The sequence below is a fragment of the Veillonella sp. genome (assembly GCF_032470285.1).
Lineage (GTDB): Bacteria > Bacillota > Negativicutes > Veillonellales > Veillonellaceae > Veillonella.
The window spans coordinates 287,575-306,906 of the sequence record NZ_JAWEKP010000002.1; the positions used below are offsets into that span (position 1 = coordinate 287,575).

18 protein-coding genes and 1 riboswitch are annotated in these 19,332 nt (G+C 40.0%); of the genes, 5 read left to right on the forward strand and 13 right to left on the reverse strand.

Going from position 1 to position 19,332, the window contains the following annotated elements:
* A complete protein-coding gene (locus E7B10_RS03830) occupies positions 1-2,163 on the reverse strand; it encodes a methylmalonyl-CoA mutase family protein (RefSeq protein ID WP_302683029.1) in 2,163 nt (720 codons plus the stop codon).
* Between the two features lie 290 nt (positions 2,164-2,453).
* Positions 2,454-2,630, reverse strand: a riboswitch (cobalamin riboswitch).
* A gap of 268 nt (positions 2,631-2,898) precedes the next feature.
* Here E7B10_RS03830 and rarD point away from each other — a divergent pair.
* Positions 2,899-3,795 carry an EamA family transporter RarD gene (gene rarD / locus E7B10_RS03835; RefSeq protein WP_024061584.1) on the forward strand — a complete coding sequence of 299 codons (897 nt, stop codon included), beginning with the start codon at positions 2,899-2,901 and terminating at the stop codon, positions 3,793-3,795.
* 93 nt (positions 3,796-3,888) lie between these two features.
* Here the strand turns inward: rarD and E7B10_RS03840 are convergent, their stop codons facing one another.
* Positions 3,889-4,788, reverse strand: a complete 900-nt coding sequence (locus tag E7B10_RS03840; protein ID WP_024061583.1) for a DUF3829 domain-containing protein — start codon at positions 4,786-4,788, stop codon at positions 3,889-3,891.
* A 247-nt stretch (positions 4,789-5,035) separates the two neighbouring features.
* On the opposite strand from E7B10_RS03840, the gene E7B10_RS03845 reads away from it, so the two are divergent.
* Together E7B10_RS03845 and E7B10_RS03850 are read left to right on the forward strand one after the other, a co-directional pair.
* Entirely contained in the window at positions 5,036-5,212 is a 177-nt protein-coding gene (locus tag E7B10_RS03845; protein WP_008714667.1) for a type II toxin-antitoxin system HicA family toxin, read from the forward strand.
* 9 nt (positions 5,213-5,221) lie between these two features.
* Entirely contained in the window at positions 5,222-5,599 is a 378-nt protein-coding gene (locus E7B10_RS03850) for a type II toxin-antitoxin system HicB family antitoxin (protein WP_008714666.1), read from the forward strand.
* A 425-nt stretch (positions 5,600-6,024) separates the two neighbouring features.
* On the opposite strand, the gene E7B10_RS03855 is transcribed toward E7B10_RS03850, so the two are convergent.
* On the reverse strand, positions 6,025-6,666 hold the full coding sequence (locus E7B10_RS03855) for a tetratricopeptide repeat protein (RefSeq protein WP_077707811.1): 642 nt from the start codon (positions 6,664-6,666) through the stop codon (positions 6,025-6,027).
* Positions 6,667-6,784: 118 nt separating this feature from the next.
* Between E7B10_RS03855 and E7B10_RS03860 the strand changes: the two genes are divergently transcribed.
* On the forward strand, positions 6,785-6,859 hold the full coding sequence (locus E7B10_RS03860; protein WP_229039624.1) for a type I toxin-antitoxin system Fst family toxin: 75 nt from the start codon (positions 6,785-6,787) through the stop codon (positions 6,857-6,859).
* 284 nt (positions 6,860-7,143) lie between these two features.
* Here the strand turns inward: E7B10_RS03860 and E7B10_RS03865 are convergent, their stop codons facing one another.
* The 10 genes from E7B10_RS03865 to E7B10_RS03910 all read right to left on the reverse strand — a co-directional run bounded on the left by E7B10_RS03865 (position 7,144) and on the right by E7B10_RS03910 (position 18,254).
* Entirely contained in the window at positions 7,144-9,966 is a 2,823-nt protein-coding gene (locus E7B10_RS03865; protein ID WP_316055507.1) for an FAD-binding and (Fe-S)-binding domain-containing protein, read from the reverse strand.
* Positions 9,967-10,464: 498 nt separating this feature from the next.
* Complete coding sequence (locus E7B10_RS03870; protein WP_058948294.1) at positions 10,465-11,259, reverse strand: sulfite exporter TauE/SafE family protein; 795 nt, start codon at positions 11,257-11,259, stop codon at positions 10,465-10,467.
* Positions 11,260-11,284: 25 nt separating this feature from the next.
* Positions 11,285-11,734 (reverse strand): GNAT family N-acetyltransferase, encoded by a 450-nt coding sequence (locus E7B10_RS03875; RefSeq protein WP_012864970.1) that lies wholly within the window; start codon positions 11,732-11,734, stop codon positions 11,285-11,287.
* Positions 11,735-11,786: 52 nt separating this feature from the next.
* The gene (locus tag E7B10_RS03880) at positions 11,787-13,331 is read right to left on the reverse strand and encodes a ClC family H(+)/Cl(-) exchange transporter (RefSeq protein WP_316055508.1); all 1,545 of its coding nucleotides are present in this window, start codon (positions 13,329-13,331) and stop codon (positions 11,787-11,789) included.
* Between the two features lie 353 nt (positions 13,332-13,684).
* Entirely contained in the window at positions 13,685-14,833 is a 1,149-nt protein-coding gene (locus E7B10_RS03885) for a glycoside hydrolase family 3 protein (RefSeq protein WP_302943238.1), read from the reverse strand.
* A 276-nt stretch (positions 14,834-15,109) separates the two neighbouring features.
* Positions 15,110-15,343 (reverse strand): (2Fe-2S)-binding protein, encoded by a 234-nt coding sequence (locus tag E7B10_RS03890; protein WP_024061575.1) that lies wholly within the window; start codon positions 15,341-15,343, stop codon positions 15,110-15,112.
* A gap of 342 nt (positions 15,344-15,685) precedes the next feature.
* Positions 15,686-16,312 (reverse strand): site-2 protease family protein, encoded by a 627-nt coding sequence (locus tag E7B10_RS03895; protein WP_004698228.1) that lies wholly within the window; start codon positions 16,310-16,312, stop codon positions 15,686-15,688.
* A 9-nt stretch (positions 16,313-16,321) separates the two neighbouring features.
* Entirely contained in the window at positions 16,322-17,092 is a 771-nt protein-coding gene (locus E7B10_RS03900; protein ID WP_004698144.1) for a carboxymuconolactone decarboxylase family protein, read from the reverse strand.
* Positions 17,093-17,182: 90 nt separating this feature from the next.
* The gene (locus E7B10_RS03905) at positions 17,183-17,581 is read right to left on the reverse strand and encodes a hypothetical protein (RefSeq protein WP_004694522.1); all 399 of its coding nucleotides are present in this window, start codon (positions 17,579-17,581) and stop codon (positions 17,183-17,185) included.
* A 154-nt stretch (positions 17,582-17,735) separates the two neighbouring features.
* Positions 17,736-18,254: a MarR family winged helix-turn-helix transcriptional regulator gene (locus tag E7B10_RS03910; RefSeq protein ID WP_004694519.1), complete on the reverse strand. Its 519-nt coding sequence runs from the start codon at positions 18,252-18,254 to the stop codon at positions 17,736-17,738.
* A gap of 376 nt (positions 18,255-18,630) precedes the next feature.
* On the opposite strand from E7B10_RS03910, the gene E7B10_RS03915 reads away from it, so the two are divergent.
* A complete protein-coding gene (locus E7B10_RS03915) occupies positions 18,631-19,221 on the forward strand; it encodes a nitroreductase (RefSeq protein WP_128114211.1) in 591 nt (196 codons plus the stop codon).
* Positions 19,222-19,332 lie beyond the last annotated feature (111 nt).

The window sequence follows — 19,332 nt, forward strand, 5'->3', positions numbered from 1 at the left end:
TCACATCCCTTTCTTATCTTGTAACGTATTCAAGATTTCGTAACAATTTGCACGAACAGAAATGAAGTCGTCCACGCCAGCTTCACGGTACACAGGTTCTAAGTCCTTAGGAGGTGCCCCTGCTAAAATAACCGTTACATTCGGCATAGTTTCTTTCAATTCCTTAGCAAGTGGTGGTACCAATTCTGGATATGTATCATCTGTAGAACAGATAACGACAACATCAGCACCACTTTCACGAGCAGCTTTCGCAGCATCAGCCGTTGTTTCATGACCATCATTTTTGATAACTTCAAAAGCACCTACTTCGAAGAAGCCTGTGGAGAAGTCCGCCCGAGGTTTATGTTGAGGGATTGGGCCCATATTGGCCAAGAATACCTTCACATTATCTTTCGTACGTTGTTTATAATTCTCAGTGCGCATGCGAAGTGCTTCAAACTGTTCAGTCCAGCGATGAGCTGCAATGGATTCAATGGTTTCGGAAGCAATATCGCCAGCATCTAAAGCCTTCCGGATTTGACGTATTGTTAATTTTTGCAATGCACCGAGTTCAATAAGACCAATCAAAGCGCCTGGCTCTGTAGTACCTGCTTCTAGGGTAGCCTGTGCTTTCACAACCGCATCTGGCTCCGCACTTGCCAAGTACTCCTCGATTTGAGCAACCCGTTTTTGGCGCAATGTTTCTTGATTTTCTGGTTTTGGATCAAGCAATTCTTCAGTCATGTTCGCATACATGTTATTACCTACAGCCACATCTCTGCGGAATGCAAGGTTTTTGAAGCGTTCGTCAAGAACTGCTTTAACTTGAGCTTGTGGATAGCCTTCTTTCAAAGCTGCTACGATACCACCTTTAGCCTCAATAGTTTGGAACTCAGCCCAAATTTTTTCACATAATTCGGCTGCCAATGTTTCCACATACCAGGAACCGCCTACAGGGTCAACCGGTTGACGCAATTCGAATTCCGTCTGCAACATGACCTGAATATTACGCGCAATACGACGGGAGAAATCGTCGGATTTGCGAATCGGCTGGTCAAACGGAGATACCTCCAAACTGTCCAAACCGCCCACAACGCCAGAGAACGCCTGTGTCGTGTTACGCAACAGATTTACATACGGATCGTATACGGTCTTTGTGAAAGCCGATGTTCTGCCGTGAACATGCACCGCCCGGTCGCTTTCATCAGCGCCGAAGGCCTCCATGATACGCGCCCAGATCACACGCAAAGCGCGCAATTTCGCGATTTCCATAAAGAAGTTGGCTCCTAAGGAGAATGTGAATATCATGCTTTTAGCAATAGTATGAATATCGATGTTCCGTTGTGCTAATTGACGCACATAGCAAACTGCTGTTGCCAATGCATAGGCAACCTCTTGCACATCATTAGCGCCACCATTAGCGTATACATCGCCAGATACAAGTACAGTTTTAAGCTCTGGAGCTTGTTCTTTAGCCCATACAACAGTATGTGCCATTTCATCAAAGGCTGTATCTAAAGACATATGCAATGTACCATCTTTAGCCCAAACACCAATAGGGTCTGCGCCAACGAGACCTTTCAAGTCAGAGGTCTGTTTTTTAGAGCCTTTCACCGTAGCGGCTAGCATACCGAGCAAGATAGCTGCAGAAGCACCTGTTTCAATGTATAAAGGATTTTCCTTTAAATTAAAACGTTCAATCAATTGGCTACAATCATCCATAGTAGACAGAGATGTACCGCCGATACCAACAGCCGCGCCTACTTGCACATCTTGATCATGGCGTGTTGCTTCATCAAGGCGAATATTGTGAATGGTGCCACCTTTTACAATTTCGTATAAACTTGCATGGTTAGCATCCTTAGGAAAGGATTCGTCTACATATTGGGATACGCCCCAAGAGTCTTTAATATAACCACTTGCCTTTGTGCCACGTAGGAACTCACCTGCCCCAGGGTATACACCCTTTGGAATTTTTTCTCCATGCAATGCAGGCGTATAAATTGGTTGTAACGTAATTCCCTCATAGGTTTTAGTGAACATCTTCTTATGGAAGTCGCCACCTTTTAACGCTTTTTCAACCTCGGCCTGCCATTGTTCATACGTAGGTTTCTTAAACTCATCAAAGGATACAGGTGCTAATAAATCGCGTTCAGCATCCTTTGAAGTCTTTTTGTCAGACATATATGTGCCTCCTTTTCAACTCGAAACCATACCGAGAAACAGCGCACCGTACCTGCGAATTGTTAGATATATGAATCACTCGAGCTTTATCTTATTGGACCACATCAACCTCAAAATGTGTCCATCTGTTTAATATCTATAAAACCTGATTCCTATACTCAACATCCACTCTAAGGGCAATAAAAAACGTGCCACCTAAAGTGACACGTAAGGTTTCTTATTGAAAGGTACACTAAAAAAATACTGTAGCCAGCATACCCCAATCCCCTTCCTATCGCTCGTAGGTACATAACGGTGATTATCAAATAGGCAGTTCTCCTGGCTCGGGATCATCACCTCGCTTTCGCCTTCCCAGATTACTCCAGTGACATATATGAAAGCAGGCTCATCCTTACAGTGGCGGGACCGCATCGGCTTATACCGATTTCTCTATTAAGTCTTGCGACACCTATTCTCTATATTCGTTGTTCTAAGTCCAATATAGTGTAACAATATGCACAAAGTCAATGAACATAACATTTAATCATAAGTGCCAAAATCAAAGTTATAACTGAAAATCATACGTAATAACTAAAATGCATAAATTAAAATTCAAGATATCTCTATCATAAGACATCAAACAAAAACCCCCTCAAATTAGCTATAAACACAAGTAAATCTCATAGGATATAAACACTATTATTCCCTCACAGACTAGAAACAGTGATATAATAAGTACTATCATGAGGAGGCATTATGGAGCATACAAGTAAAAAAGGGTTAATCACAGCCCTTAGTTGTTATATAATTTGGGGCTTACTCCCTCTATATTGGGCATTATTAAACCATGTTTCGCCGTATAATATACTGGCACAGCGCATTATCTGGTCAGGTGTTTGCATGGCTATCGTTGTATTTGGCCTACACTTTAAACAATTCAAAAAGGACTTTCAATTACTAAAAGAACAACGTTCACAATTATTCCTACTTTTAGTTGCGGCAGTCATCATCAGTGTAAACTGGTTCACCTACATTTGGGCCATCGCCAATAATCAAGTTATGAACACGAGCCTTGGCTATTACATCAACCCACTCTTCAATGTAGTATTAGGTGTCATCCTATTTAAAGAGGTTCTATCGATACCAAAAAAGCTGAGTGTCCTCATCGCTACCATCGGTATCGCCTTACTCACCTATCAAGTGGGATCCTTGCCATTAGTGTCGATGATCCTCGCCGTTTCCTTCGGTCTCTATGGAGCTGTAAAAAAGAAACTGCGCATCTCTCCCTTTACGAGCATCGCCTTTGAGGCCTGGCTATTAACACCGCTAGCCTTACTATATACGACCATGGTCGATAATACCGTGTGGTCCTATTTCGGCACGGACTGGTATACAACTATGTTGCTCATAGCCTGCGGTCTAACTACATCTGTCCCATTGGTGCTATTCTCCTATGGTGCACAACTATTGCCGCTCAATCTACTAGGCTTCTTGCAATATGTATCCCCTACCATTGCCTTGTTGCTAGCCATTTTCTACTTTGGTGAAAGCTTTGGCACACCACAGATAATCGCCTTCGGTTGTATCTGGATAGCCTTAGTATTATTCTCCTTATCAAGCCAAATTACAACGCGCATTAGCCTAAAAAAGTAAGGTATATCCTATATATCAACTAAAAAGCTGTATCAAATGATATCCTCATTTGATACAGCTTTCTTTTATATAGACGTATTAATCTAACTTATTTTAATCTAACTCATTCATATTGGTCGTATTCAGATTAGAAATGTAATGGTTATAGGCCTCAATCATACGATTATAGTCGTTATCTTGTTTCGAACCCATATAGGTACGGATTGCACCAATCGTAGAGTTTACAGAGGTCTTAACAGAATCATACTTAGGACTAGTAATACCATTTGATACATCACCAATAGATTGCAACTCTTGATTGATAGCATTTACGTCTAGTTGTTTTTCACTATCGATCTTTTCTAGGACCGCAGTAAGTCGCAAATGAACCTCTTGTGCTGCAGCAGCATTTTTCTTGCCTGCATCACGCAATTGTTGCAACCGTTGTTGCAAACGGTCTGTATTGATTTTATGCATAACATTATCAAAATCAGCATAAATAGGAACAAATTGTTCATACAATTGAACATATTTAGGGCCTAATTGTTGCTCCTTAGCATAATTATCTGTGGTATACCCTTTAGATTTATAGTATGCATCGAGCTCTTCGGCTACTGGTGTAATTTCGTTCAATTTTGAAAGCAGCTTATCTAAAGGCTCCTTCATTTCATCATACGGAACACCGGCTTGCTTAGCCTCTTCTAATTCTTTTTGTAGCTGCTTAAAGTTCGGTGCACTAAATACAGTTAAATGCTGCCCTGCTTTTAACTCATTAAGAGTTGGCGTATTCGCATAATCAAACATGACAGCCATGCGATTGTATCGACTTACAGCTTTCACATATTGATTAAATAACTGCACCTGATCCTGCTCAGACCGCTGCGCAATTTCCTTGCGGCTCTGTTCAGTACCCTGCCATAGCTCTGACATACTACAACCGCTCAAAAAAAATGGGGATACCAATGTCGCCGCACACAATACAGCCATTGCTACCCTTTTACCGAATAGTTTCATGATGAATCCTCTCCTTCCATCAATACACAACCTAATTTATATATATTAATTATATACTGATATAATTTTTATGAATAGGATTAATATATGAAGGTCATTTATCAATTTTGTCAAGTGACTAATAGAATCAGGGGTGACCAATGGTCACCCCTATTTTCCTTTATATACTGTTAGACTATAAATAAGAATGTATAACTCCTAATAATTGTTTTGTACGTATACACGTGTTATCATAAAAGGAGAGAATATGAAGGATAAGGATTTACTTAAATTATTACTGCAAAATGGCTGGAAGGATGTACGGCAACGAGGTAGTCATCATCGTTTAAAAAAGGATGATCAAGTTGAAGTTATTGCCGTACATGGAAAAGATGTACCTATCGGTTTATTAAATGCCATTTTGAAACGTACGGGACTAAAATAAGGAGGACCTATGAAATTTATATACCCTGCCATAATCCATGATGATGCCGATGGTTTCTGGGCCGAATTTCCAGATCTCGAATACACTAGTAGCACCGGCTCAACACTAACAGAATTAATAACCAATGCACAAGAGGCTATGGAACTCTATATATTAGGCGCTTTAGAAGATGGACAAACTCTACCTACCCCCACATCTATTCGCAGCTTACCATGTACCGATACAACATATCCTACATTAGTGCAAACAGATATTGATTTAGCTAAAAATAGTAAGTCCGTAAAGAAAACCTTAACGATTCCTGCATGGCTTAACGACAGAGCATTGGCTAAAGGAATTAATTTTTCTCAACTTTTACAAGAAGCATTAGTAGAGAAAACAATGTAATTTACATCATCAATTGCTCAGTAAAATTAGAACTATTGTCCATGCAATAGCTGCTAAGATGAGTAATAGTATACAGATCATCCACAGGATTGTTACAAAATAGAGCAGTAGCTTGAGTACATATAGCACATCAAACCATATACTATGTTGGTCCTCTAGACGGTTCATATAGGCACTAAGACATCGCACCAAATAGGGCGGTTTAACATTAGGATTCAGTTTTTTCCAATAAAACACCAAATAAGGCATAACAATACACCCTACCACCACTATATAGCTAAGGAAAATTGGTGTTTCAATATTGTACCGAGTCATAAACCCTGACCAGTCTACGACCATTAGACCGCCAAGGTATAGAAAAATAAGCCAATATATAAATCCTATCACCTTTATAATAAGGCGAATCATCTGTTTCACATCCATGTCTATAATTCTACCAACGTTTTAAATCGTCCGTTATTGTGAAAGCGTTCAAAATGGTCTTGTTCGGCTGCAACGGATTTTACAGAGGGATCAATTTTTATAGCCTTTTCTAACCAATCAAGGGCCTTAGTATCTTCCCCTTGGTCTGCATAAATGGTAGCAATACCATACACAGACCAGGTGTTACTAGGGTCCTTTTCCAATACCTTTTCAAACCATTGTTTAGAATCGTTTAACTGCCCTTGCAACTTATAGACCATCGCCATGTTATAGTAATTAGCCACATTATTAGGGTCTAAATCATAAGCCTTTTTAGTATCTGTCAACCCTTTAGCCGCATCACCGTTTAATGCTGTTGCAAAGCCACGTACAGAATAGGCTTCTGCATTATTAGCATTATCCTTAATGGACGCTGTAGCTTCCTCTATGGCTTTCGCATACTCACCAGCGGATAAGGCTTGCTTTGCTGTAATTAGATGTCCATCTTGCTTGGTAGTCGCTTGGCTGATTCCCGCAGCAGATGTAGAGGAACCAGTAGCAGAACTAGTTGCATTTGATTCTGTTTTATTACTATTCGTATTTTGATTCAATCCACATCCCGTAAGGGCTGTTATTAAAAGAAAGAAAAGCACAACCTTCTTCATTAAGAATTCTCCAATCATTAATTATGTACAAGACTCCATAGCATGATGATATAATATAAAATACCTCCCGAAAGGAGGTGGTATATTGCAGGAGCTGTTTTATACACTCTGGGGCACCTTGCTTGCCCCTATTATTGTTGCCTTAGTTGTAACTACCTACAGCTACTGGCTTAACAATAAAAACAAAAAATAAGCAAGAAAAAGGACGAGCTGCCACTCGTCCTTTTTTTGGTTATATTGCAGGTAATTTCATACACTCTACTACCTACGTTTAGTATACCACATTTCTTAGAAAAATAAAGAATTAGCAATAAATCTCATAAAACTCCTAAAAAACTATTAGTAGTTTTAACATAATTTACGAGCAATATTAAAGCAATATTAATATAAACTACCAGTTACTTTAACCCAACCTACTAGTACCCTTAGTGTAAACTACTAGCAACGTTAACGTAAATAGCAATAGATATACAAGACTTATTTCTTAGCCTTAGAGCAACGGTCCAATAGGAATGCAACGCCAATGAATGGGATGCCGCCGTTTTCGCCAAGGCCGATTTCACAGGTAGAGCTGGAGCTTACGCCTAGTGTTGCACCGTATTCAGCGATTTCGGCTGCAAGGTCTTTGGTAGCACATTTGTTGAGTTCTGGTGTGAAGAACCCTTTTTGACCAGCAAAGCCATCGCATGCAAAGGATTTAATGTTGAATACATGGTCTGTGCATAGACGAGCCAAATCTTCAATATATTGAGATTTATTCAAGGATTTGATCTTACATTGTTTATGTACGATGACCCGTTCATCACATTTTTCAATGTCGAGATGAGGCACAACGTATTTGCACAAAAATTCAGAAATATCGTTGATTTCTAAGTCTGGCATATGTTTGAAAGCATGGTTGAAACATGCACTATGATCGATCACGATTGGATATTTACCGTTTTGAGATGCTTGCATCAATGCATCGTGTAAGTCCTTAACAGCGCGCTCATGAACGTCATCATAGTTTTCAAAACTCAAGCCACAGCAGAGGTTTTCGATATGTTGAGGGTAGATAATATCGATATGGGCCTTGTTGCAAAGGCTTTCTACAACTTGTTGCAAGCTGCGTTCATCGTCGTAACCTTGATTAGGTTTGAAGGCGCGGTTCGCACAAGTACTAAAGTATACAACCTTTTCAAAATTAGTCGGTTTAATACGGCTTCTCAATCTGTAACGATTGGCCTTAGGTGTAGTCTTAGGAATGTACGGAGTAATACCTGTTACACCATGTAAGCCTTCTGTAATCTTGGAAATCGCTTTTTGTGTAACGATAGAACCTGCAATACCTTCGAGACTTACGCCGGCACGAGCCATTTGAAGTGTAGTAGGGAAATTATCGTAAATCTTCTTAGCTAATTCCGGTGCTGGAGGATCGATGCGACGCATGGATAATGCAATTTGAGCAGTATCGATGCTGAGCGGGCAAAGGCCTTTACACATGGAGCACGCAGCACAGGTATCTACACCAAAATATTCATAGCCTTTTTTAAGTTCCGCAGCCAATGTGAAATTGCCTTCGTTTTCAAGGCGTTTTGTTTCACGCAACAATGCAATACGTTGACGAGGAGTCAATGTTAAATTGCGGCTTGGACAATGTTTTTCACAGAAACCACATTCCATACAGATTGTAAAAGCATCATCGATAACGCATTGAGCTTTAAGATTTTTCTTATACACATCTGGGTCATCAGTAATGATAACATCAGGATTCAAGATACGTTCAGGGTCAAAGATAGCTTTAATACGACGGTTGATCTCGTACGCTTTACGCCCCCATTCCATTTCAATAAACGGTGCCACCATACGGCCTGTACCATGTTCAGCTTTTAAAGAACCACCGAAGCCAGAGACGCGTTCAGACATTTCTTTTACCAAGTCACCGAAGTTCTTAGTATCTTTAGGATCGCTGAAGTCAGGTGTAATGTTAAAGTGAACATTACCAGATAACGCATGGCCAAAGATCACGCCACCGTCTACGAAATCGTATTTGTGGAATAATTCGGTAAGCATTTCGATGCCCTTAGTGAAGTCTTCGATTTGGAAACATACGTCTTCTGTAATAACAGTGGTGCCTTTTCTACGTTGACCACCAACGATTGGCAAAATGCCTTTACGGATAGCCCACCAAGAATCGTATTCTTTAGGATCTTGGGAGTAAAGACTTGGAATAGCTGTTGGAATATCTTTCAATTTATCTTTAATAAAAGCTAAGTTTTCATCGACAGTTTCTTTGGAGTAGCTTTCAGTTTGGAACAAAATAGCACTTGTACCTTCAGGAACTTCGCGAACGAAGTCAGGCACATTGTCTAGCGCTTGAACGGTCTTAAGGGATTGATAGTCCATCATTTCCGCAGCAACAACCTTGTCACGGCCCATATTAGCCAAGGCTACAACAGCAAGAGATGCATCGTTCAATGTTTTAAAGAACATGAGACCGCAGCCTTTATACGGTACGTCCTCAACAGTGTTATATACGATTTCAGACACGAAACCTAATGTACCTTCAGAACCGATGAACAAGTGGTTGATGATATCGATAATATCTTCAAAATCAACAAGGGAGTTCAAGCCGTAACCTGTTGTATTTTTGATTTTGTACTTATGGTGAATCAAGTGTGTCAATTCTTCATCGGCCAAAATATCCTTACGCAATTGTAAGATATCCTCTACCATTTGAGGTTTTTCTTTAAGGAATTGATTAATACTCTTTTGGTCAGACGTATCAAGGATGGAGCCATCTAATAATACAACGCGAATGGACCGAATTGTTTTATAAGAGTTTTGCGCCGTACCACAGCACATACCAGAGGAGTTATTATTCAAGATACCACCTACTAATGCTGTGGCAAGCGTTGCAGGATCTGGACCAATTTTACGATTGTACGGTTTCAATAAATCATTCGCATCGGAACCGATAACACCACATTCGCATTTTAAAGCCTTGCCATCGTCGATAACTTCCATTTTCTTGAAGCCATCATTACATACGATGAGCACATCTTCACTGGAGCATTGACCAGACAAAGAGGAGCCGGCCGCGCGGAATGTAAATGGTGTACCACATTGTTGACACAAACGAATAAGGCGTCTTACTTCTCGTTCATCCTCCGCTTTAACGACTACCTTTGGTAAATAGCTATAACAAGACGCATCAACGCCATATGCATAACGACGTAAATGATCGGTATATACGCGACCTTTACAAATCTCATTTGCCTCTTTGGCAAAACGTTCATAATCTCTAATAAGTGTACTCACTTGTATTTCCTCCTATCCTTTCTTAAGGAATCTATTACTTTTAGTATACGCCGTTCTCATTCTCCTCACTATAATTATGCATAATTTATATCTCTTCTAATAAAAATCAATATGAATTACCCTTTTATTCCCTCATTTGAAAGTACATCTCATTAGCATTATCATGTACCCATTTTTCCACATATGCAATCAAGAATCCTTATTTATTAAGCATGTATAGATATAGTCAGTAATTATATGCTAAAACCTCTCTAAATAACGATTCGTACTACCTATAATTCTATAGTAAATACATTACTAACATTATGCATAAAAATAGTATGATCTATATATTTTAAATTTTTCATTCTCATTTATAGTTCTCTATGACTTTTAGTTATACCCTTTTATAAAATGCTGAAAATACAGAAAGCCCTCTAATGATAAACACTTACGAATCACCATTAGAGAGCTTTACTAAATTATGCTTATTAAAGATAGATTAATTATAAAACCATATTATCCCAAAATACCAGATTTAAGAATGAGACGTACCGCCAATGCAAAGACAGCTATGCTCATGAGGGCGAGGATAGCTTTTGCTTTGAGACGTTTTGCAATACGAGCACCTACTTGAGCACCAAAGATAGCGCCAATACTAGTAGGGATAGCAATACTAAATATGATGTGGCTTTCAATTAAATGTGTAATAACCCCCACCGTTGTTGATACGGCGAGAATAGATTGACTTGTAGCCGTTGCCATATGGGTAGGAAAGCCCATGAGATAAATCAAAGCCGGCACATGGATGAGGCCACCACCGATACCAAAGATACTCGAAATAAAGCCAACAAAAAAGCTAATACTAATACCGATAGGTTTACTATAGCTCAACTGCTCAAGAGTAAGGCTTTCTTCCTTTCTTTCCCCTTTTCTAAAATTTTTAAAACCAATCAATACGGATGCACACAGCATAAAGCATCCAAAGGCAAACATAAAGCCTTTACCAGAGAACCATCCAGACATTTGGGCACCTAAAATAGCCCCCGGGAAGGTAGCAAGACTAAAGATGATAGCAGCGTTAATGTATACCTTTTTTTGCTTAAGATACGCTATAGATCCAGAAATGGCGTTACACATAACAGAAAAAAGCGATGTTCCTACGACCATAGATGGAGACCACTCTGGGAACCAGTACATAAAGAGAGGCACAAAGACAAGTCCCCCACCGGCACCGATGATGGTGCCAAGCATAGCTGCTAAAAAGCCAACTACGGTAAAGAATATATAAAATGCCACTATATTATCAAGCACATTAAAACCTCCCATGCCGTTTGAATTATTGTTTCTCCATATATACAAAGGATAATCCCGTTTCATCCTGTATTTCTCTAACGGCTTTATACCCCATTTTTGTATATAACTTTATATTAATCCAGCTTTTCGTACATGTATATAATACACGCCGGTCTTGACTGCATTGTTCATCTACGAAAACTAATAACTTCCGAGCCAACCCTTGTTGCCGATAGTTTGGATGCACCATCAAGCGACCGACCTCTACCACGCCATCGTCATATTGATAGCGAATACCTCCGATGATTCTTCCCCCATCATCTACCAGTTTATAGGTATGCCATTGGGTGAAAGTAGCTTTAAACTCCTCTTCCGACTCCATCAATGCAGGAACCATTCGACTTCCAATCATCTCCGCTTCGCTTTCAAATGTAAGCAATTGCAAACGGTACAGATCCAATACATCTGACTCAGTAGCTTTCACAATTTTCATAAACTACTCCTAATATATACCACGAATCAACGATTAGCTTTAGATATAATGACTAATTTGATTGGAAAAATTCCTTAGCCGCCTTCAATCGGCCACGTTCACAGGAGACTTGTAATTCATCGCCTGGCTCGAGCTTCACATCACCAAGGGGCACAATGTATGTGCCGTTGCGACGAATGCTTACGATGAGCGTCCCATCTGGCAAGGCCAAATCTTGTAATTGTACATCTGTATAGTTTGCCACCACAGGCACCTTCGTTTGAAAGAAGGTTTGCACCGATTCTAGATTGCTTTGACCACTCATGGCTTGCAACAAGGAATCGTAAATCGGCGGTTCTTTTAAAAGCTCCGCCACAAGATAGGCCACGAGCGTAACGATACCGATAGCATAAATATTAGAGAAACTATCCGTCATTTCAAGAACGAGCAAAATCGCCAAAATTGGGGTCCGCATAGCGGCCGCTAACATGCCACCCATGGCACAGATAACGAACTGTGGTACAAAATCAGGAGAAATAAGTCCTAAGGTTGAAAGTAAGCTTTCACAAAAAGCACCTGTTGCGGCACCAATTACAAGCATGGGCAAAAATATGCCCCCTTGAGCACCACTGCCATAGCAGAAGGTGGTAAGTAAAATCTTGCCTAATACGATGCCACCTAAGAGCAATACGCCATGAGATTGAAAGGCAAGCTGACCCACAAGGTCATTGCCCCCACCCAAGAGGAGTTGCGAATCAAAGCCAATGGCTGCCACTGCCACAAAGGTAAGGGCTAATTTCAAGAATCGAGAACATTTGAACCAATCAAAGAACCTCTTGAAAGCAAAAATCATACGGCAGAATAACACGCCACATAGCCCCATGATAACACCAACCATGAGCAATATTGGAAAATATTCAATAGGAACCCCTGAGGTCACCGTAAAGCCTAACGCTGGTGTAAGTCCAAAGATACTAACTGTAATATAGTTAGAAATCAAAGTTGCCACGAAGGTTGGTACAACGAGATACGGATAAAAGCTTTTATGTACCTCTTCAAAGACGAACATCGCTCCCGATACGGGCGCACTAAAGGCAGCTGTTAAGCCTGCCCCAGCACCTGCGGATGTCAAAATACGCTGTTCTCGTAGCCCCGAATTCATCCAGTAAGACACGATTTTGCCGGCAGAACCACCAATCTGTACGGCTGGCCCTTCACGACCTACGGAAAATCCTGCAAAGCCGGTCAGTACGCCACCAATCATTTTAGATACTAGTGTCCGATAGGGCTTCATATCAAAGAGTCCAAGCATTTCCCCTTCGATTTGAGGAATGCCCGAACCACCAGACAATGGGGCCCACGCTAGCAATCGATCTACAATAAAAGCAAAAATGACCATGGCCACAAGCCAACCTATGGCCCATTCCATAGTAATACCATCCATCAGGTGCCACCGGATATGCTCTGATTCAAGTATCAAATAGCGGTATGATGCCCCAAAGAAACCTGCAATCACCCCAACAAGGGCCCCCTTTGCAATGAGCTCCGTTAAAAGCACACGATTCATAGACATATCTGCCAAGGTAGAACTCCGCTTATTAAATTTCCATAATTTCATAAGATTCTCCTTAGCATTACTATCTAACACCTATCTAAACATCCCATATAACCATCTCAGCGATTTAACGGGTTAAACTAAGCACCAAGTCATTGAGCACCATCTACCAAAATCGCTCAGCACTCAGTCAAACTATCTATTCATATCATTAGTATACTTATGTAAACCCCCATTTTCAAGAAAGGATTATGTATAAAAATAGCTTTCTCACTGAATACAAGGTCAAAGGTCCGAGTCACAAAACAATAGATAGCGCTTTAAACACAGAGCTAGCCACCTCTAAAAAGAGATGGCTAGTTTTGTTAAACAAGTGTGTAAATATATTTTCTTTACACATTCGGAGGCATTTGAGATTACAATCCTCGGCTCATTTTCATAAGCAAAATCCGTTTCACCGATTCATCGAGTCGTTCTTTTGAGATGCGACCGTCTTTCACGGCTTTCATAAGGCCATTGTAAGCCTCTTGCATGTGTTCGTATTCGTGGCACACAAGCAAGATATCGCTGCCTGCGAGGATGGATTGCACCGCCATATCGCCAAAGGTGTAGTGTTTCGCGAGGGCTCCCATATCCATATCGTCTGTTACGACAACGCCATTATAACCCATGTCCTTGCGCAACCAATCAGTAATAATCGCCTTCGATAAACTAGCGGGATGGTCTGGGTCGATTTGTGGATACATCGCATGAGATACCATGATTGCATAGGTATTCGGTTTAGACTGTTTGATGAGGTCTACGAATACCTTTGTGTCCTCTGAAAGCAGCGTTTCTTTAGATACAGGAACGATGCTTGTGTCCGCATGCAAGTCTACGTCAGTCTTGCCAATGCCGGGGAAGTGTTTATAGGAATACCACAAGCCCGCTTCATCGTAAGCCTTACCAACGGCACCTGCATAGCGCACAACCTCATCAGGGTTTGTACTATAAGAACGACCATAGGTTAATCCCAAATCCGCCACAGGAGCAAAGTTAATGTTAAAGCCCAAGTCTTTTAATTCCGCACCAGACTGTTTTGCCAAGGATGCAGCCTGTTCAATAGGTGCATTGCCTAGCTCCTCAGCAGGAGGAACCTTAATGAGCTGATCCTCCATGCGCGCTACGGCACCACCCTCCTGGTCGATACCGAGGAACAACGGCGTTAAACCCGCGCTTTTACCAGCCTTATTAATGTCTGCAATGAGCGTTTTAACTTGATCCTTGGACTCCATGTTCCGATCAAACAAGATGATGCCGCCCACGCGGTATTCGTTGAGCATAAACTTAGCATCATCGTTCAACGTCGTACCGTGAATGCCAATCATTAACAATTGGCCCACCTTGTCCGCATCGGACATATTCGCCACTAGCTTGTCCACCTTTTGCTCTGGTGAAAGCTCGCTTTGTACTACGGACTCATAGGTCACAGGCTCTGCCTTTGAAGTAAATGGATTATGTAAACCACAACCCGTTGTGAGTGCTAAGGCGCCGATCATCGTAGCTGCTACGAAACGTCGAAACATATATACCTCCAAAATCTCTAAAAAGTATTATGTATAGTATATCAAAAAATAAAGACCACCCCAACAACACAAAAAGACTGTTACCCAAACCCTGCGGATACGTCCGATAGCGGGATTAAGCAACAATCTTTATGTATTTAATCTAATCTTTGAAGTTTACTATTTACAGCTTATAGATTCAACTTTTAAATTTATATTATATTGCTTATAGTTCTTAGCTTCGACTTTGTAATTTGAAATTTCGTAATTTACATTTCATATTTTGGATGTTTTAATTTAAATTTTGCCTTGTTCTTTCATTTCAGCTAACAACTTTACGATGCGAGGCCCACAGCCTTTACCACCGCAAGCGCCCGTACCAGCACGAGTTACTTCTTTTACTTGTGGAAATGTATGAGCACCATTTAAAATGGCTTCTTTAATCGTTTTGCGCGTAATGCTACGGCAAGTACACACCTTTGTAAGCTTGTCCAGAATCGCCTCTGGCACTTGATTTTCTTCAAAATTCATATGTAATTCCTCTTTTATTCACTTGAATATCTATATACAGTATCAATTTAGTGTATCGATTTAGTGTATCGATTTACTATATCAACAATATCTAGTGATGCACTATAATATTGCTATATCGAAAATTTACGATCTTTGTATTTATTATAACACAATTGAGGAACTATATCGATAGTTTTTAATATAAAATCCAAAGAACAGTCAAAAGTAAAATTGTTACTATAAAAAACGAAAAAAATTTACAAATACATTATATGTAAAGATAAGCTAAATCTATCTATAAACTATAAAAAACTACCATAAAGATATTATCTTTATGGTAGAAACTTTCACAAAATATAATTATAGTATGAGCCCAATAATGGCAAAGTAGATTTTAAATATCGTTTGTTGTAATGGACGAATAACCATAGAAATAATGGGTGTGTTAATAAGGATGATAAAGAATAATAAATTAAGCATCCCTAATTGGTAATATCTCATCTGCCACTCTGTAGGCAACCACGGCAAGATAATATTAAAACCAGGCAATGGTGGGAACGGAATCAAACAGAAGATTGATAAGCCAATACTATATAAAATAATATATTGCATAACCATGGCAAGACCTTGGGACTCCATGAGGCCTAATTTTCCAAGGAGCATATATATAAAGGTGAATATAAAGCCTGCTATAAGACCTGCCACAGGACCTGCAAAGGCAAGCAAGCTTATATCACGTCGTGGATCTTTAAAGTAAGATGGATTAATTGACATAGGTTTTGCCCAACCAAAGCCAACAAGAATAATACAGATGGTACCAATTAGATCAAGGTGTGCCATTGGTGACAATGTGAGGCGTCCCGCCAGACGTGGCGTTGGATCACCAAACCAAGTTGCTACCTTTGCCTCTGCATATCCAAAGATAGAAAAAACGATCATAATAGCAGGAATACTTGCTAATATCTGAACCGGATTTAAATCAAACATAGAACTCCTTTATTGTTTAGCTTCCCATGCGGTGTAGCCTTCTTGAATGCAACGAAGGGCATTTAAGGTACGGGGATAGCCGATATACGGCACGCATTGGGATGCGATGTTAATCAAATATTGTTTACTATTCCCTACGTTCAAATTACCTTCTACATGAGCCTTGAGTTGAGCTTCACAGCCACCTTGAGCCGCAAGGAAGCAGAAGGTAATCATTTCACGATGAGCCACGCTAAGGCCTTTACGCGTATAGTAATCGCCGAACATATTGGCAAGCCATTTGTTGATATGACGAATATCTTCTGGCCCTTCTTGGTAAGAGTTACGCATAGACTCGCCAAAGATTTCCACTTGTTTTTCTACACCTTTTTCAAGACGGGACTCTCCAGTGATTGTGCTGCGAGAGGGATCAACAATGGTTTCTCCTCGATAGTCAAAAATCTTATTGGTCACCTTAAAGAATGGGCGCACACGTCCGATGCCAAGATAGGGCACCGCTTGATAAATGAGCTCTACCACTTCATCAGGAATAAGACCAAAGTTTAATGCTGCCGGTAGCATTAATGCATATTCATCAACAGCGGAGGCGCCTACTAATGTAGCAAGAATGGCTAAGAAGCGATCCTTTGCCGATACATTACGGCCTTCTTCGGTGATGACTTCATCAAAGGCAAAATTATCAAACAATACTTCAAACTCTGGATCAATATAACCTGCTGGGGCTGCAATATCAGGGAACATACGCTCCGTATAGGCTTGAGCAAATTCAGATTTAGACATAAAAAAACCTCCATAAACAACACTGGTGAAAGCCCAAAAGGAGCTTTCACCAGCAATAGTTATGTAATTATTACGGCACGGGCCATCAGATTATAACGCTGGGAATTCGAAAGTTGTGCCGTATACTTCTTTCCAAGCAGCCATGAACATATTGAACTCATTTGTTCCAGGTTGAATTTGGTAAACTTGACCATCTGGAGCGTAACGATATACAGTATGTAAGCTTGGATTAACAAGATATTTGAACAATGTAGCTTCCCCGTATTGGTTATTATGCATGTTAATCACATTAACACCAAATACGTTGTTACGGCTGCTATCGATACCTTTAAACTCAGATGCTTTATCAAAGAAATACGTTTCTGTACCATTTGCACTATTTGGAACCTCTGGGTAGTTAGCTAACCCATTCCAGTTTTCTGCGTTTGCAACACCACCTACTAATAATGTACCGGCTAATACAAATGCACCTAATAAATTTTTATTCATAATGATCTCCTTTGTGCCACGAGGGCAAATCACGAATCAGTCATACTCTCACATGACTTGAATACAATACGCTATATGTATAGTATATCACATTTTTAATAAAATTTTTAGATTTCCAAAGTTACAGAATATATGCATATGAGGTTGTATCAAATTAGCCCTTCATGTTCTCTGCTGTTTTTGCATTTGCGTTATCGATTGCTTCTAGCAATTTATTAAGCAACATACGCAATTGACGTGTCTCTTCTACGTCAAATATAGGACCTGACGATTCAGCCAAGCGGCGTGGTATATGAACCGCTACATCACGTAATGCTTTGCCCGTATCAGTAAGGGTTACCATAACTACGCGTTCATCTTGACGACTGCGTTTGCGTTTCAAGAATGCTTTGGCTTCTAATTTCTTTAAAAGCGGTGTTAATGTACCGGAATCAAGGCGCAATACTTGTCCCAATTCCTTAACGGATAAATCACCATATTGCCACAATGCCATCATTACGATGTATTGAGTATATGTCAAATTTAAAGGATCTAAGTGACTACGATATGCATTAACAATTTCCTTTGCCACTACATAGAGTGGAAAGCTCAATTGATTTTCCAATCTTAAATATTCTGAATCAGGAACATCTTCTTTATGTTTGTACCCTTCAAGTACACCAATTTCTGCCATATTCTACCTCCATATGCACACAATTATCTACTAATTAATTGTACACAATTTTACGGTAAACAGTCAACGCAAAAAGCCCACTTTGAACAGATATTTTTAAATTTGTCAATTAATATTTATTTTCTTATTCGTTAAGAATTAGGCGCTTCTATAGAATTTATGGGTAAAAATCATACCATAAAGTTGTTACTTTATTTATAAATTTATTTGATATTAAATTAGAAAGTTATAACTTCTGTTTTCAAGGAAATCTTCTTTCGTTGCAGGCCCGTCTCCTAATAAATGACTTAGTAAAAATACGCCCCCTACTAGGTCCTTCCTTGTAGTATAATAAAAGAAATTCTATATCAAAGCTAACTTATAATAGGAGGCCTATATGAACACCTTAGAGTGCATCAAAACTCGTCATAGTACACGTAAATTTAAAGCTGATCAATTATCTAGAAAGCTCATCGATCAAGTGCTCGACGCAGGTCGCCGCGCTCCATCTGGCGGTAATACGCAATTAACACATTTCATGGTTATTACGAATCAAGTCGTGCTCAAAGAGCTAGTAACACTCGTTCAAGAAGAATACGGCAAAATGCCGATTACAGAAAATACTTTACCTTACATGGTGAATATCATTAAGATGTCCGCCGAAGGCAAATTTGTATTCCACTATAATGCGCCTGTACTCATCGTATTGGCTAGTAAACCAAGTTATGCCAACAACTTTGCTGACGTGTCATGTGCTATGCAAAACATGATGCTTGCTTGCAATGAACTTGACCTTGGTAGTTGCTGGGTTAACCAAATCCGTCATCTTCAAGATAATGAACGCATCCAAGCCAAAATGCGTGAACTAGGTCTTAGCGAAGACGAAAAAGTCTACGCTAGCCTCGCTATCGGCTACCCAGATCTACCAAATGGTCTTAACCGCCGTGAAATCGAAGCCAAAGGTTATCCTGTAACATATATTGATTAATCAACACTAGAAACCATCGATTTCATACTATAAGTGAAACAAAAGCGCTATCTATCCCACAACTCTATTTGAGTTTCCTTAGGGATAGATAGCGCTTTTTATTGACTATAT

Bases quoted from the DNA above. Each gene is read 5' to 3' on its own strand.
- E7B10_RS03845 (WP_008714667.1), top strand. From the start codon at position 5,036: ATGAAGGATAAGGATTTACTTAAATTATTACTGCAAAATGGCTGGAAG.
- E7B10_RS03890 (WP_024061575.1), bottom strand. From the start codon at position 15,343: ATGAATTTTGAAGAAAATCAAGTGCCAGAGGCGATTCTGGACAAGCTT.
- E7B10_RS03875 (WP_012864970.1), bottom strand. From the start codon at position 11,734: ATGAAAATTGTGAAAGCTACTGAGTCAGATGTATTGGATCTGTACCGT.
- E7B10_RS03830 (WP_302683029.1), bottom strand. From the start codon at position 2,163: ATGTCTGACAAAAAGACTTCAAAGGATGCTGAACGCGATTTATTAGCA.
- E7B10_RS03900 (WP_004698144.1), bottom strand. From the start codon at position 17,092: ATGTCTAAATCTGAATTTGCTCAAGCCTATACGGAGCGTATGTTCCCT.
- E7B10_RS03855 (WP_077707811.1), bottom strand. From the start codon at position 6,666: ATGAAGAAGGTTGTGCTTTTCTTTCTTTTAATAACAGCCCTTACGGGA.
- E7B10_RS03910 (WP_004694519.1), bottom strand. From the start codon at position 18,254: ATGGCAGAAATTGGTGTACTTGAAGGGTACAAACATAAAGAAGATGTT.
- rarD (WP_024061584.1), top strand. From the start codon at position 2,899: ATGGAGCATACAAGTAAAAAAGGGTTAATCACAGCCCTTAGTTGTTAT.
- E7B10_RS03915 (WP_128114211.1), top strand. From the start codon at position 18,631: ATGAACACCTTAGAGTGCATCAAAACTCGTCATAGTACACGTAAATTT.
- E7B10_RS03895 (WP_004698228.1), bottom strand. From the start codon at position 16,312: ATGTTTGATTTAAATCCGGTTCAGATATTAGCAAGTATTCCTGCTATT.
- E7B10_RS03840 (WP_024061583.1), bottom strand. From the start codon at position 4,788: ATGAAACTATTCGGTAAAAGGGTAGCAATGGCTGTATTGTGTGCGGCG.
- E7B10_RS03885 (WP_302943238.1), bottom strand. From the start codon at position 14,833: ATGTTTCGACGTTTCGTAGCAGCTACGATGATCGGCGCCTTAGCACTC.
- E7B10_RS03880 (WP_316055508.1), bottom strand. From the start codon at position 13,331: ATGAAATTATGGAAATTTAATAAGCGGAGTTCTACCTTGGCAGATATG.
- E7B10_RS03850 (WP_008714666.1), top strand. From the start codon at position 5,222: ATGAAATTTATATACCCTGCCATAATCCATGATGATGCCGATGGTTTC.
- E7B10_RS03905 (WP_004694522.1), bottom strand. From the start codon at position 17,581: ATGAATAAAAATTTATTAGGTGCATTTGTATTAGCCGGTACATTATTA.